Annotated in this window: 11 protein-coding genes; 3 read left to right on the plus strand and 8 right to left on the minus strand. The window is 72.5% G+C overall.

Going from position 1 to position 15,186, the window contains the following annotated elements; genetic code table 11:
• Positions 1-286: 286 nt before the first annotated feature.
• Positions 287-6,109 carry a ThuA domain-containing protein gene (locus ACFYWL_RS01105; protein ID WP_386965668.1) on the plus strand — a complete coding sequence of 1,941 codons (5,823 nt, stop codon included), beginning with the start codon at positions 287-289 and terminating at the stop codon, positions 6,107-6,109.
• Between the two features lie 79 nt (positions 6,110-6,188).
• Positions 6,189-6,737 carry a hypothetical protein gene (locus ACFYWL_RS01110; RefSeq protein ID WP_386965671.1) on the plus strand — a complete coding sequence of 183 codons (549 nt, stop codon included), beginning with the start codon at positions 6,189-6,191 and terminating at the stop codon, positions 6,735-6,737.
• A 117-nt stretch (positions 6,738-6,854) separates the two neighbouring features.
• Here the strand turns inward: ACFYWL_RS01110 and ACFYWL_RS01115 are convergent, their stop codons facing one another.
• From ACFYWL_RS01115 to ACFYWL_RS01125, 3 genes are all read right to left on the minus strand, one after another.
• Positions 6,855-7,799: an aldo/keto reductase gene (locus ACFYWL_RS01115; RefSeq protein ID WP_386966694.1), complete on the minus strand. Its 945-nt coding sequence runs from the start codon at positions 7,797-7,799 to the stop codon at positions 6,855-6,857.
• 87 nt (positions 7,800-7,886) lie between these two features.
• Positions 7,887-9,563 carry an ABC-F family ATP-binding cassette domain-containing protein gene (locus tag ACFYWL_RS01120; RefSeq protein ID WP_386965674.1) on the minus strand — a complete coding sequence of 559 codons (1,677 nt, stop codon included), beginning with the start codon at positions 9,561-9,563 and terminating at the stop codon, positions 7,887-7,889.
• Positions 9,564-9,642: 79 nt separating this feature from the next.
• Positions 9,643-10,248 (minus strand): class I SAM-dependent methyltransferase, encoded by a 606-nt coding sequence (locus ACFYWL_RS01125; protein ID WP_386965677.1) that lies wholly within the window; start codon positions 10,246-10,248, stop codon positions 9,643-9,645.
• A gap of 178 nt (positions 10,249-10,426) precedes the next feature.
• Here ACFYWL_RS01125 and ACFYWL_RS01130 point away from each other — a divergent pair, with 178 nt between their 5' ends.
• Positions 10,427-11,497, plus strand: coding sequence for a hypothetical protein (locus ACFYWL_RS01130; RefSeq protein WP_386965679.1), 1,071 nt, complete (start codon positions 10,427-10,429; stop codon positions 11,495-11,497).
• Positions 11,498-11,507: 10 nt separating this feature from the next.
• Here the strand turns inward: ACFYWL_RS01130 and truA are convergent, their stop codons facing one another.
• From truA to rpsK, 5 genes are all read right to left on the minus strand, one after another.
• Positions 11,508-12,338, minus strand: coding sequence for a tRNA pseudouridine(38-40) synthase TruA (truA, locus tag ACFYWL_RS01135; RefSeq protein WP_386965681.1), 831 nt, complete (start codon positions 12,336-12,338; stop codon positions 11,508-11,510).
• A gap of 70 nt (positions 12,339-12,408) precedes the next feature.
• A complete protein-coding gene (gene rplQ / locus ACFYWL_RS01140; RefSeq protein WP_386965684.1) occupies positions 12,409-12,975 on the minus strand; it encodes a 50S ribosomal protein L17 in 567 nt (188 codons plus the stop codon).
• A 34-nt stretch (positions 12,976-13,009) separates the two neighbouring features.
• Positions 13,010-14,032 carry a DNA-directed RNA polymerase subunit alpha gene (locus ACFYWL_RS01145; protein WP_007073009.1) on the minus strand — a complete coding sequence of 341 codons (1,023 nt, stop codon included), beginning with the start codon at positions 14,030-14,032 and terminating at the stop codon, positions 13,010-13,012.
• Between the two features lie 98 nt (positions 14,033-14,130).
• Positions 14,131-14,757 carry a 30S ribosomal protein S4 gene (gene rpsD / locus ACFYWL_RS01150; protein WP_043965544.1) on the minus strand — a complete coding sequence of 209 codons (627 nt, stop codon included), beginning with the start codon at positions 14,755-14,757 and terminating at the stop codon, positions 14,131-14,133.
• Positions 14,758-14,771: 14 nt separating this feature from the next.
• Entirely contained in the window at positions 14,772-15,179 is a 408-nt protein-coding gene (gene rpsK / locus ACFYWL_RS01155) for a 30S ribosomal protein S11 (RefSeq protein ID WP_007073011.1), read from the minus strand.
• Between the last annotated feature and the right edge of the window lie 7 nt (positions 15,180-15,186).

Below are 15,186 nucleotides of genomic sequence, written 5' to 3' on the forward strand. Positions count from 1 at the left end.
ATTTCGGCGCGCGGCCTCGGCGTGGCCCGCACCGACCTACCGGTACGCGGCCCTGGCGTGGTCGCGCACCCCGATCCGACCGGTGAACGGCCCTGGCGTGGCCGCGCACCGACCAGCGGCACGCGACCCCCTCGCGTGCCGGTCCGACAGGTGCGGGCCTGGGCCCGCACCGACGTTACAGGTGCCTGGGCCCTGGTCTGGCCCGGCACCGCACCGACCGGGGACGGTCTGCGGCGAAGTCGTCCCCGAGCCCACCACTGTCCAGCTCGGACAAAAGGAGCATGGAGTGTCTCCATCCCGCCGCCGCCGCATACCTCGCGGCATCCTCAGTTCCTCACTTCTCAGCCTGTCCCTCGTCGCCACCGGCCTGGTCGCCGGCACCCCCGCCCAGGCCGCACCGGCCGCCGCGCAGGCGGCGCCCCTGGCGGCGGCCCCCGTGGCGGCCGCCGCCACCGACCCGTTCTCGGTGCTCGTCTTCTCCAAGACCGCCGCCTTCCGGCACGACGCGATCCCGGCCGGCATCGCCGCGATCAAGAAGCTCGGCGTCGACAACGGCTTCACCGTCGACACGACCGAGGACGGCGCCGCGTTCAACGACGCCAACCTCGCGAAGTACCAGGCCGTGATCTGGCTGTCGACCACCGGTGACGTCCTCAACGCCGACCAGCAGGCCGCGTTCGAGCGCTACATCAAGGCCGGCGGCGGCTACGCCGGCGTCCACGCCGCCTCGGACACCGAGTACGACTGGCCCTGGTACGGCAAGCTGGTCGGCGCGTACTTCAACAACCACCCGGCCAACCAGCAGGCCACCGTCAAGGTCGAGGACCACGCCCACCCGTCCACGGCCACGCTGCCGGACAAGTGGTCCCGGTTCGACGAGTGGTACAACTTCCGGACCAACCCGCGCTCCAACGTGCACGTCCTGGCGAGCCTGGACGAGAAGTCCTACACCCCGGGCAGCGGCGCGATGGGCGCCGACCACCCCACCGCCTGGTGCCAGGACTACGACGGCGGCCGGGCCTGGTACACCGGTGGCGGCCACACCCAGCAGTCGTACCAGGAGCCCGAGTTCCTCGCCCACCTGCTCGGCGGCATCCGCACCGCCGCGGGCGTGGAGAAGGCCGACTGCGGCGCCTCGAAGACCTCGAACTTCGACAAGGTGACGCTGGACAGCAACACCAACAACCCGATGGAGCTGGACATCGCTCCGGACGGTCGGGTGTTCTACGCCGAGCGTGACGGCCGGGTGCAGATCATCAAGCCGGACACCGGCAACACGGTCACCGCGACCAAGCTGGACGTCTTCACCGGCAACGAGGACGGCCTGCTCGGCCTCCGCCTCGACCCGAAGTTCGCCACCAACAAGTGGATCTACCTGTACTACGCGCCGGCCGGTGGCGGCCCCCGCAACTACCTGTCCCGGTTCACCGTCAACGGTGACGCCATCGACAAGGCCACCGAGAAGGTCGTCCTTCAGGTCGACACGCAGCGCAACACCTGCTGCCACGCGGGCGGCAGCATGACCTTCGACTCGAAGGGCAACCTGTACCTGGCCACCGGTGACAACACCAACCCGTTCGAGTCGAGCGCCTTCACGCCGATCGACGAGCGGGCCGGCCGGCAGGACTACGACGCGCAGCGCAGCGCCGGCAACACCAACGACCTGCGCGGCAAGGTGATCCGGATCCACCCCGAGGACGACGGCACCTACACGATCCCCGCGGGGAACCTGTTCGCGCCGGGCACCGCGAAGACCCGTCCCGAGATCTTCGGCATGGGCTTCCGTAACCCGTTCCGGATCGGCGTCGACCTGAAGACCGACACCCTCTACGTCGCCGACTACGGGCCGGACGCCAACGCGGCCAACCCGAACCGCGGCCCCGAGGGCCTGGTGGAGTGGAACATCGTCGCCACCGCCGGCAACTACGGCTGGCCGTACTGCACCGGCAACAACAAGGCGTACAACGACTACACCTTCCCGAACGGGCCGAGCGGGGCGAAGTTCGACTGCGCCGCGCCGGTGAACGACTCGCCGAACAACACCGGCCTGACCAACCTGCCGCCGGCCATCCCGGCGACCGTGGACTACGGCTACGCGGGTGACCCGCGCTTCCCCGAGATCGGCGGCGGCGGCGCCCCGATGGGCGGCCCGGTCTACCGGTTCGACCCCAACAACACCTCGGACCGCAAGTGGCCGGCGTACTACGACGGCAAGGCGCTCCTCGGTGAGTGGAACCAGTCGAAGATGTACACGATGCAGGTCAGCCAGGACGGCAAGTCGCTGATCGACATCAACCAGCTGCTCACCGGCATGACCATGGTCCGCCCGATGGACTTCGAGTTCGGGCCGGACGGCGCGCTCTACCTGATCGAGTGGGGCAGCGGCTTCGGCGGCAACAACGACAACTCCGGGGTCTACCGGATCGACTACACCGCCGGTTCCCGGGCCCCGATCGCCCAGGCCACCGCCGACCCCACCTCCGGGCCCGCGCCGCTGACCGTGAACTTCTCCAGCGCCGGTTCCCGCGACCCCGACGGCGGCACGCTGACCTACTCCTGGACGTTCGGCGACGGGCAGACCTCCACCGAGGCGAACCCGACGCACACCTACGCCACCGCCGGCGACTACACCGCCCAGCTCACCGTCACCAACCCGGCGGGTCGTACCGCCGTGGCGAACGTGCCGGTGACGGTCGGCAACACCGCACCGACGGTGACCATCGAGTTCCCGCCGAACGGCGGCTTCTTCGAGTGGGGCGACCAGGTCAAGTACACGATCAAGGTGACCGACCCGGAGGACGGCGCCATCGACTGTGACCGGGTCCAGCTCCAGGTGCTGCTCGGCCACGACGAGCACGCCCACCCGCTGGAGCAGCACACCGGCTGCACCGGCACCGTGCAGACCTCGCTGGCCTCCGGCCACGGCGCGGAGGCGAACGTCTTCGGCGTCTTCGAGGCGACCTACACCGACAAGGGCGGCGCCGGCGGGGCCGGCGAGCTGACCGGCCGGGCGATCGAGCAGCTCCAGCCCAAGCGCAAGCAGGCCGAGTACTTCACCGCCACCGGCCGGGCCCCCGGCAGCACCGGCGGCGGCGACCCGGGCGTGCAGAAGGAGACCACCACCGACACCGCCGGCGGCAACCAGAACATCGGCTTCATCGAGGACGGTGACTGGTGGTCGCTCGCCCCGGCCAGCCTGACCGGGATCGACTCGATCCGCTTCCGGGCGGCCTCGGACGTCCAGGGCGGGCGGATCGAGGTCCGCTCGGGCACCGTCGACGGCCCGCTGGTCGCGACCGCCAACGTGCCGAACACCGGCGGCTGGCAGCAGTTCGTCGACGTGACCGCCCCGGTCACCGGCCCGGCTGAGGGCACGCTGTACTTCCTCGCCAAGGACCCGGCCGGCGGCACCGGTTCGCTGTTCAACGTCAACTGGATGGACTTCATCGGCCGCGGCGTCACCGAGAACGCGCCGCCGCAGGTCAGCGCCACGGCGACGCCGACCACCGGCACCGCGCCGGTCACCGTCACCTTCGACGGCACGGCCACCGACGCCGAGGGCGACACCCCGCTGACGTACGCCTGGGACTTCGGCGACGGCAAGACGGCGTCGACCCTCGACGCCACCCACACGTACACCGTGCCGGGCACCTTCACCGCCACCCTGACGGTGACCGACGCCCGGGGCGCGAAGGCGTACGTGACCGTCCCGGTGAAGGTGGAGGCGGCGAACACGTCCTGCTTCGGGGCGCGCTCGGACGACTTCGTCGGCACCAGCCTGGACAAGAACCGCTGGACCGTGGTCCGGGAGAACCAGCTCTACTCGGTCTCGGGCGGGTCGCTGCGGCTGCCCACCGCCTCCGGTGACCTGTACGGCACGACCAACGGCGCCACCAACCTGGTCCTCCAGCCCGCGCCCAGCGGGGCCTGGCAGGCCACCACGAAGGTCACCCTGCCCGTCACCGCCAACTACCAGCAGGCCGGCCTGCTGATCTACGGCGACGACGACAACTACGCCAAGGTGGACCTGCTCTACAGCGGTTCCCGCCGGGTGGAGTTCATCCGGGAGACCGCCGGTTCGCCCCGCAACGAGGGGGCGGACGCCACCGCCGCGCCGGCCGGTGACACCGTCTGGCTGCGGCTGATCAGCGACGGCACCAACCTGACCGCGGCGTTCTCCGGTGACGGGACGACGTTCACCCCGGTCGGCCGGTCCGCCGCGCTCGCCGGGATCAGCAACCCCCGGATCGGCCTGTTCGCCCTCAACGGCGCCACCACCGCGCCGGTGGTGGACGCGGCGTTCGACTTCTTCCAGGTCACGCCGGACGCCCCGGCCGGCCCGGTCGACCCGTCGGACGAGTTCGGCGGCACCGCGCTCGACAAGTGCCGCTGGAACGCGATCCTGCGGGAGGACGCGGCCACCTACCGGGTGACCGGTGGCGCGCTGCAGATCGACGTGCCGAAGGGTGACATCTACGGCACCAGCAACACCGGGCCGACGAACTTCATCCTCCAGACCGCGCCGGCCGGCGACTGGACCCTGGAGACGAAGGTCGACGGCAGCCTGCTGGCCGAGCAGTACCAGCAGGCGGGTCTGATCGTCCACGCCGACGACGACAACTACGTCAAGTTCGACTTCATCGTGGACAACCAGGCCGGTCAGGCCGTCTCCCGGCGGATCGAGTTCCGCGGCGAGGTCGCCGGGGTGACGCAGAACCCGCAGCCGCAGGTCTCCAACCTGACCTCGGCGGTGTGGCACCTGCGGCTCGCCCGGGCCGGTAACACCTTCACCGCGTCGTACTCGCCCGACGGGCAGCAGTGGACGACCTTCGAGACGTTGACGAACACCGCCGTCGGGGCCACCCCGAAGGTCGGTCTGTTCACCCTCGGGGCGAACGCGGCCACGTCGAAGACCGCGTCGTTCGACTACTTCCGGCTCTCCACCAAGGCCGCCGACACGGCCGCGCCGGTGACCACCGCCACGGTCTCCGGCACCCCGACCGAGGGCTGGCACAACGCGCCGGCCACGGTCACGCTCGCGGCGGCCGACGAGGCCGGCGGCAGCGGGGTGGCCTCCACCGAGTACCAGCTCGACGGGGCCACCACGTGGACCGCGTACACCGAGCCGGTGCAGGTCTCCGGTGACGGCGCGCACGAGGTGCGGTTCCGGTCGACCGACAAGGCCGGCAACGTGGAGGAGGCCAAGAAGGTCAACGTCAAGATCGACGCAACCGCGCCGGTCAGCTCCGCGGCGTTCGCCCCGGCGAACGACGACGGCTGGCACGCCGGCACGGTCCCGGTGGTGATCACCTCCACCGACGCCGGTTCCGGGGTCAAGAAGCTGGAGTGGTCGCTCGACGGTGGCGCCTGGACGGCGTACACCACGCCGGTCGAGGTGACCGGGGACGGCACGCACGAGCTGCTGTACCGGGCCACCGACGCCGCCGGCAACGTCGAGGCGCTGAAGTCGGCGGTCGTCAAGATCGACGGCACCAAGCCGACGCTGCTGGTCTCCGGCATCGCCGACGGCCAGCTCTACGGTGACAGCCAGGACGTCCGGATCTCGTGGCAGGCGGTCGACCCGACCTCCGGCATCAAGACGACCTCCGGCGTGCTGGACGGTCGGGCGTACGCCAGCGGCACCCTCCAGGCGCTGTACGAGCTGCCGCTCGGCCTGCACGAGCTGACGGTGACCGCGACCGACAAGGCGGGCAACTCCACCTCCTCGACGGTCCGGTTCTACGTCACCACCTCGTTCCGGGACATGCAGAACCTGCTGGACCGGTTCAAGGCGACCGGGCGACTCACCACCAAGGCGCACCGTCAGCTGTCCAACAAGCTGGACGCGGTGCGGGCCTCCGAGGCCGAGGGCAACGACAAGCGGGCGGTGCAGCAGTTGACCGCCTTCAAGGCGTTGGCCACCGATACCGCGGTGGTGACCGACACGGACGTCCGGGACGTGCTGGTCCGCGACGCCGACGCCATGATCGTCCGGCTCGGCGGCGCGGCCACCAAGGCCGGCGTCAAGGCGAACAACAACAAGTCGGTCGACGGGGCGGGCCGGCTCGGCGCCGACCCCACCCGGATCGCCGAGGGCGGTTCGCTGTAACGGAAGACGGGGCCGCTCCCGCCGTGCACCACGACGGCGGGGGCGGCCCCACCCGAACCGAACGAGTGGAGCACGTGTGATGCGTACCCTCAGGATCCTCGCCGCCGCGCTCGTCGCGGCGTGCCTGGTGGCGCTGCCGGCGGGCCCGGCGGCGGCGCACGGCGGGAAGCTCAAGCTGTCAGTGGGCGGCGACGGGGCCGGCGGGGTCACCGTGCTGGCCGTCTACTCCGACGGCCACCCACTGGACCAGCCGGTGCGGCTGACCCTCACCGCCAAGGGTGAGGGCGACCGGACGGCCGGGCCGGTGCAGCTCGAAATGGCCGGCGAGGGGCAGGGCTTCTACTCCAGCGGCCCGCTGCTCTCCCCCGGCCGCTGGCGGGTGACGGTCACCGCGCCGGCCCCGTACAAGACGTCGGCGACCGCCACGGTGCAGGCCCGCCCCGCCCAGACGCCACCCGCGCCCCGGCCCGTCGCCGTGCAGGCCGGGCCCGACGAGCGGGACCGGTCGGCGGGCGGCTGGTGGACGTACGCGGCCGGCGGGCTCGTCGCCGTCGCGCTGCTGGCGGCGGTGCCGCTGCTGCTCGTGCGGCGGCGTCGGCCGGCCGGGCCCGGGGGGCCGGCGGCCTGACCGGGCCGCAAGCCGAGCGAGGGACGCCGGGGGCGAGTCGCCCCGGCGTCCCTCGTCGTTTGGGCCCTGCCGGTCGGCCCTGTCCCTCGTCGGCCGGCCCCCGTCCCCTCAACCGGTTCAGAGGATGGCGTCGAGCGCGGCCAGGTCGTCGTCGCCGGGCTGCCACGCGCCGGCCTCGGCGTTGGCGCGCACCTGCTCCGGCGTGGTGGCCCCGGCGATGACCGAGGTCACCGCGGGCCGGGCGGCCAGCCCGCCGATGGCCACCTGGAGCATGGTGAGCCCCCGCTCTGCGGCGTACGCCCCGATCGCCTCGATGGTGTCCCAGCGGGCCGCGGCGAGGCGCTCGGCGTACCGGCCGCCGCCGGAGAGCCGGCTGCCGGCCGGGGCGGCCTTCCCGCGCTGGTACTTGCCGGTGAGCAGGCCGTTCGCCAGCGGGAAGAACGGCAGCAGGCCCAGGCCGAAGCGCTCGCAGGCGGGGACGACCTCGGCCTCGACGCCCCGCTCCAACAGCGAGTAGTGGTTCTGCGCGCTGACGAACCGGGTGTGCCCGTTGGACGAGGCGACCCAGTCGGCGTCGGCGATCTGCCAGCCGGCGAAGTTGGAGTTGCCCAGGTAGCGCACCTTGCCCGCGCGCACCAGGTCGTCGAGGGCGGCGAGGGTCTCGTCGATCGGGGTGCCCGGGTCGGGCTCGTGCATCTGGTACAGGTCGATGTGATCGGTGCCGAGCCGCCGCAGCGACGCCTCGACCGCGCGGACGATGTAGCGCCGCGCGCCCCGGGCGCCGAAGTCAGCCCCGTTGGCCCCCTGCATGTCCATGCCGAACTTGGTGGCCAGCACCACCTCGTCGCGGCGGCCCCTGAGCGCCTGGCCGAGCAGCTCCTCGGAGGCGCCCTGCGGCTCGCCGTAGATGTCGGCGGTGTCGAACAGGGTGATGCCGGCGTCGAGCGCCGCGTCGACCACCGCCCGGGTGCCGTCGAGGTCGAGCTTACGGCCGAAGTTGTTGCATCCGACGCCGACCACGGACACCACGAGCCCGGAGTCGCCCAGCCGGCGGTACGTCATCTCAGTCACGCACCCAACCCTATGCCAGGTGCAAGGAAGGGCCCCTTCTACACCGTTATGCGTTAACAAGGGGCCCTTCCTTGCGCCTCACACGTCCCAGACCGGCTCCGGGGTCTCGGTCACCTCGCCGTCCTTGCCGAACAGCACGAAGCGGTCGAAGGAGCGGGTGAACCAGCGGTCGTGGGTCACCGCGATCACCGTGCCCGCGAACGCCGCGAGGCCGGCCTCCAGCGCCTCCGCGCTGGCCAGGTCCAGGTTGTCGGTCGGCTCGTCGAGCAGCAGCAGCGTCGCCCCGGACAGCTCCAGCAGCAGCACCAGGAAGCGGGCCTGCTGGCCGCCGGAGAGGGTGCCGAACCGCTGGTCGCCCTGCCCGGCCAGCTCGTACCGGCTCAGCGCGGCCATCGCCGCGTGCCGGTCCATCCCGGCCCGGTGGTCGTCGCCGCGCCACAGCACCTCGACCAGGGTCTTCTGCATCAGCTCGGGCCGGTCGTGGGTCTGCGAGAAGTGGCCGGGCCGGACCCGCGCGCCGAGCCGGACCACCCCGTCGTGCGCCACCGGGGCCAGCGCGCCGGCACCGTCGACCGGGCCGTTGGCCGGGTCCGGGTCGGTGCCGCCCCGGGCCAGCAGCCGCAGGAAGTGCGACTTGCCGGTGCCGTTGGCCCCGAGCACCGCGACCCGGTCGCCATACCAGATCTCCAGGTCGAACGGGTAGGTCAGGCCGTCCAGCTCGAGCTGCTCGGCGATCACCGCGCGCTTGCCGGTCCGACCGCCGGTCAGGCGCATCCGGATGTCCTGGTCCTTCGGCGGTACGGGCGGCGGCCCGGCCTCCTCGAACTTGCGCAGCCGGGTCTGCGCGGCCTGGTACCGCGACGCCAGCCCGTCGTTGTACGCGGCCTTCTGCTTGTACATCAGCATCAGCTCGCGCAGCTTCTGGTGCTCCTCGTCCCAGCGGCGGCGCAGCTCGTCGAGGCGGGCGTGCCGGGCCGTGCGCGCCTCGTGCCAGCTCGCGAAGCCGCCCGGGTGGACCCAGGCGCTGCCGCCCTCCACGGCGACCACCCGGTCGGCGGTGCGGGCCAGCAGTTCCCGGTCGTGCGAGACGTAGAGCACCGACTTGGCCGACTCGCGCAGCCGGTCCTCCAGCCACCGCTTGCCGGGCACGTCGAGGAAGTTGTCCGGCTCGTCGAGCAGCAGCACCTCGTCGGGCCCGCGCAGCAGCAGTTCGAGCGCGAAGCGCTTCTGCTGGCCCCCGGAGAGGGTACGCACCGGGCGGTCCCGGGCGACGTCCCACGGCACGTCGAGGACGATCGTGGCGACGGTGTCGAAGACGACCTCGCCGTCGTACCCGCCGGCCTCGCCCCAGGCGGCGAGCGCATCGGCGTACGCGAGCTGGGCCTTGGCGGCGGCGTTGCCGAACTTGCCGCGCAGCTCGGCCGCCCGCATGGCCGCCTCGGTCTCGACGAGCCGGCGGCCGGCGTCGCGCAGCGCCGGCGGGGCGAGCGACAGGGCCAGGTCGGCGAGGGTGGAATCGTCGCCGATCATGCCGATGAACTGGCGCATCACGCCCAGCCCGCCGGAGCGGGCGATGCCGCCGGAGCGCACGGGCAGGTCGCCGGCCACCATCCGCAACAGCGTCGTCTTGCCCGCGCCGTTCGGACCGACCAGGGCGACCTTGGCGCCTTCGCCGACCCGGAACGACACGTCGGTGAAGAGCTCCCGGCCGTCGGGGAGGATGTGCCCGACGGCTGCCACGTCCACGTATCCCACGCCCGCATCCTGCCCGAGCGGGCCGGCCGGGCGACAGCCGATTACCCGGGTGACCGCTCGGTGGCCGGGCCGCACCCGGTCAGCGGGTGACCCGCAGCACCCGGTAGCCCTTCTGGCTGGCGTGCCGCCGCACCTGCCAGCCCCGCTCGGCCAGCCAGCGGTGCAGCGAGTCGCCGCCGAGGTGGCGGGCGACCACCAGCCAGGCCACGCCGTCGGGGGCGAGCCGGGGCAGCCAGCGCAGCAGCAGCTCGTGCAGGCCGTCCTTGCCGATCCGGATCGGCGGGTTGGACCAGAGCTGGTCGAACGTCACGTCGTCCGGCACGTCGTCCGGGGCGGCGACCCGGACCCGGTCGGCCGCGCCGACCCGCGCGGCGTTGGCGGCGGTGAGCGCCCGGGCCCGCTCGTTGACGTCGACGGCCCAGACGGTGGCCGCCGGGGCGCTGCCGGCCAGCACGCAGGCGATCGGGCCGAAGCCGCAGCCCAGGTCCAGCAGGTTGCCGGCGGCGTCGGGGGCCGGCAGGTCGGCCTTGCGCAGCAGCACGGCGGTGCCGGGGTCGAGGCGGTCGGCGGAGAAGACCCCGCCGGCCGAGGTCAGCGCGTAGTCGCGCCCGGCGACGGTGAACTCGACCTCCCGGGGGCGGGCGGCGGTTCCGGGTTCAGCGGAGAAGTAGTGGTCGCCGGTCACGCCCGGCATTCTCGCACTGACGTCGCCGTCCGCCGGGCGGGGTCTCGGGCGGCGCTCCGGTGGCCGGTCGGCGTACCCGCCGAGGCGGCCGGCGGACGCAGCGGAGGCGTACCGGCGGACCCGCCACAGTTTCCGGGTATTACCCCCTAAAGGGACAATAACCCCTACTCTGGGCCACATGGTGTATCGGTACGAGTCCGATGAGGACGCTTTCGAGGGGCGCCCCCGGTCGGGGTCCGACCTGTCGGTGGCCTGGAACCGCCCGCCCGCCCGTACCGGGCCCGCGCCGTCCCGCTTCCCGACGCCGTCGCTGCCCCGGACCAGCCGGATCGCGCTGCCCGCGGCCACACCGCCCCCGCCGCCGGCCTACGCGCCGCCGCCACCGGCCGCGCCGCGCCCCGCCCCGCCGGCCGACGGGTACGCCACCACGCAACCGCTGCACCTGCCCCGGTCCCGCCGCGCCCGGGACACCGGCCGCCGCGGCGCCCGGCTCTGGCAGGTGGTGTTCGGCGGCGCGGCGGTCCTGGCGCTGTTCGCCCTCTGCGGGCTCGGCGGCGCCGCGCTGCTGGCCGACCGGGCCACCGACCCTGAGGCCGCGCCGAACCCGCCGGCCGCCGCCCCGTCGCCGTCCCCGACCGAGCGGCAGGACATCGACTCCCGGGACACCGACCCGGCTCCCCTGACGGTCAAGGAGGTCTTCCCCGGCCGGGAGGTCACCGTCGACGACGGCGCGGAGCCGTACGCGGTGCTCAAGACCCAGTCCAGCGGAAGCTGCGCGGTCGCCGCCAGCGGCGAGGTGGCGGACCTGCTCGCCACGCTCGGCTGCAACCAGGTGGTCCGGGCGAGCCTGCGCTCCCCCGACGGGGACCACCTGCTCACCGCCGGGCTGTTCAACCTGACCGACAAGGCCACCGCCCAGCGCGTCCGGGACCGGCTGCGGCAACTGCTCGACGATCGGGAGGGCCGATTCCGCGGCCTGCCGGCCGGGGACGACACCGAGGCGCTGACCGAGGCCCCGGCCCGGGTCGGCTGGCAGGTACGCGGCCACTACCTCGCGTACTGCATGGTGGTCCGGGCCGACGGCGAGCCCGTGAAGGCCGCCGACCCGAAGATCCGCGAGATCCTCTTCGACCTGGTCGAGACGCACCTCACCAAGGGGGTGCTGGAGCGCCGGGCCACCGGCGGCAGCGCCGGCCAGCCGACGGCCACCCCCAGCGCCAGCGACGAGGCCGACAGCGAGAACGACTGACCCTTGGCGGTCAGCCCTCGACGGGGACGCGGAGCCGGCGGGTCGCCTCGGCGCGGCGGGCGTACTCGGCGGGGTCGTCGGGATAGCCGACGGCGACCAGCGTGAGCCCGTGCGCCGGGGCCACCGTCACCTCGCTGGACCGCTCCCGCCGGGTCAACAGGCTGCCCGGCCACTGCACCGGACGCCGCCCGTCCCCCGCCACCAGCATCGCCCCGACCAGGCTGCGCACCATCGCCTGGCAGAACGCGTCGGCCTGGACGGTGGCGACCAGCAGGCCGTCGGGGTCACGCCGCCAGTCCAGCCGGGTCACCTCGCGCAGCGTGGTGGCGTGCTCCTTGCGCCGGCAGTACGCGGCGAAGTCGTGCTCCCCCACCAGCCCCGCCGCGGCGGCGTTGAGCAGGTCGAGGTCGAGCGGCCTCGGCCAGGCCAGCACCTCGTGCCGGCGCAGCGGCTCGGCGCCGAACGGCGCGTCGGTCACCCGGTACTCGTAGCGGCGGAAGGTCGCCGAGAACCGGGCGTCGAAGTCCGCCGGCACCGGCGTCATCGCCCGCACCCGCACGTCGGTGGGGAGCAGCCGGGCCAGCCGGCGCAGCAGCCGCCCCTCGTGCTCGCGCCACACGGCGGCCGGCAGGTCGAGGTGGCAGACCTGCCCGGTGGCGTGCACCCCGGCGTCGGTCCGCCCGGCCACGGTCAGCCCCGTCGCCACGCCTGAGCCGAGGACGAGGTCCAGGGTCTCGGCGAGCACGCCGGCCACCGTCCGCCGGGTCGGCTGGGCCGCCCAACCGGAGAAACCGGTCCCGTCGTACGAGACCGCCAGCCGCAGCCGGACCCGCTCGTCCACCTCGTACCTCCCTCACGGGTCGGGCCCGGCACCCCAGGAGGGATGCCGGGCCCGACGGTGCTGCCGTTGCTCAGGCCTTGTTCTCGGTGCCCTCGGCGGCCTCGTCGCTGTCCTCGCGGGCGGCGGCGGTGTCACCGGACGCCGACACCGGTGCCTCGGAGTCCTGGTCGGCCTGGGCCGACGCCGGGGTCTCCTCGGCCGGGGCGAGCGCCTCGACCTTGTCCTGCTGCGCGGCCTTGCGGGTCGCGGTCTTCTTGTTCGCCTTCGGCTCGGCGACCTGAAGCTCCTCGACCAGCTCGATGATCGCCATCGGCGCGGCGTCACCCTTGCGCGGGCCGGTCTTCACGATCCGGGTGTAGCCGCCCGGACGGTTCGCGTAGCGGGGCGCGATCTGGTCGAACAGGGTGTAGACCACGTCCTTGTCCTTGACGACGCCCAGCACCCGCCGCCGCGAGGCGAGGTCGCCCCGCTTGGCCTTGGTGATGAGCTGCTCGGCCAGCGGACGCAGCCGCCGGGCCTTCGTCTCGGTGGTCTGGATCTTGCCGTGCTGGAACAGCGCGGTGGCCAGGTTGGCCAGCATCAGCCGCTCGTGCGCGGGGCTGCCGCCGAGGCGGGGGCCCTTGGTGGGCGTGGGCATGCTTGGTGCTCCTCAGGTGTGGCGGCAGCGGGGACTAGAGCTGCTCGGTCTCGCGGTAGTCGTCGGTGTCGTAGTCGGCCTCACCGAAGGCGTCCACGACGTGCGCCGGGTCGAAGTTCGGGGCCGAGTCCTTCAGCCCCAGACCCATCCCGGCCAGCTTCATCTTGACCTCGTCGATCGACTTCTGGCCGAAGTTGCGGATGTCGAGGAGGTCGGCCTCGGTGCGCCCGATCAGCTCACCGACGGAGTTGATGCCCTCGCGCTTGAGGCAGTTGTAGGAGCGGACGGTCAGGTCCAGCTCCTCGATCGGCAGGGCCAGGTCCGCCGCCAGCTGGGCGTCCTGCGGGGACGGCCCGATGTCGATGCCCTCGGCGGTCTCGTCCAGCTCCCGGGCCAGCCCGAAGAGCTCCACCAGCGTCGAACCGGCGGAGGCCAGCGCGGTGCGCGGGCCCATCGACGGCTTGGTCTCGACGTCGATGATCAGCCGGTCGAAGTCGGTCCGCTGCTCGACCCGGGTCGCCTCGACGCGGTACGTCACCTTCAGCACCGGCGAGTAGATCGAGTCGACCGGGATCCGGCCGATCTCGGCGCCGGCCTGCTTGTTCTGCGCCGCCGTCACGTAGCCGCGACCCCGCTCGACGGTCAGCTCCATGTCGAGCCGGCCCTTGCCGTTGAGGGTGGCGAGCTTCAGGTCCGGGTTGTGCACCGAGACGCCGGCCGGGGGCTGGATGTCGCCCGCCGTCACGTCGCCCGGGCCCTGCTTGCGCAGGTACATGCTGACCGGCTCGTCGTGCTCGGAGCTGACGCACAGCTCCTTGATGTTCATGACGAGCTCGACCACGTCCTCCTTGACGCCGGGGATCGTGGTGAACTCGTGCAGCACGCCGTCGATCTTGATGGAGGTGACCGCCGCACCCGGGATCGACGACAGCAGCGTGCGCCGCAGCGAGTTGCCCAGGGTGTAGCCGAAGCCCGGCTCCAGCGGCTCGATGGTGAACCGGGAGCGGGTCTCGTTGATCGACTCTTCGGACAGAGACGGTCGCTGGCTGATGAGCATGTCTTCTCTTCTCTTCCGGGACGCCCGCTATTTGACGTCCGCGACACAAACCGTTCCGGTGGCCCGCCCCGCAGGGCGGACCACCGCAACGAGCCCGACTACTTGGAGTAGAGCTCGACGATCAGCTGCTCCTGGACCTGGGTGTCGATCACCTGGCGGGCCGGGAGCGAGTGCACGAGCACCTTCATCTGGCTCGGAATGGCCTCCAGCCACGCCGGAACCGTCTTGGAGCCGGCCTCGGCCTGCGCCACGATGAACGGGGTGAGCTCCTTGCTCTTGCCCCGGACCTCGATGATGTCGTGCTCCTTGACGCGGTACGACGGGATGTCGACCTTCTTGCCGTTCACCGTGAAGTGACCGTGCTTGACCAGCTGGCGGGCCATGTCCCGGGACTTGGCGTAGCCGGCCCGGTAGACCACGTTGTCCAGCCGCGACTCGAGGATCTGCAGGAGGACCTCACCGGTCTTGGCCTGCTTGGCCACGGCCTCCTCGTAGTAACCGCGGAACTGCTTCTCCAGCACGCCGTACACGCGGCGGGCCTTCTGCTTCTCACGGAGCTGGAGCAGGTACTCCGTCTCCTTCGTGCGGCCGCGGCCGTGCTGCCCGGGCGGGAACGGCCGGGACTCGAACGGGCACTTCGGGCCATCGCACTTGCTGCCCTTGAGGAACAGCTTCATCTTCTCCCGCCGGCAACGGCGGCAGTCAGCACCGGTGTAACGAGCCATCTCTCTCTAACCTCTCAGACCCGGCGACGCTTCGGCGGACGGCACCCGTTGTGCGGCTGCGGGGTCACGTCGGAGATCTGACCGACCTCCAGCCCGACGGCCTGCAGCGAACGGATGGCGGTCTCCCGGCCGGAGCCGGGGCCCTTGACGAACACGTCGACCTTGCGCATGCCGTGCTCCATCGCCCGGCGCGCGGCGGCCTCGGCGGCCAGCTGCGCGGCGAACGGGGTCGACTTGCGGGAGCCCTTGAAGCCCACCTGGCCGGCGGAGGCCCAGGAGATGACCGCACCGGTCGGGTCCGTGATGGACACGATGGTGTTGTTGAAGGTGCTCTTGATGTGCGCCTGCCCGTGGGCGACGTTCTTGCGTTCCTTGCGCCGGACCTTCTTGACGGCGGCTCCGGCACGAGCCTTCGGTGGCATAAGTCTG

This window comes from Micromonospora sp. NPDC002575 (assembly GCF_042889525.1).
GTDB lineage: Bacteria > Actinomycetota > Actinomycetes > Mycobacteriales > Micromonosporaceae > Micromonospora > Micromonospora carbonacea.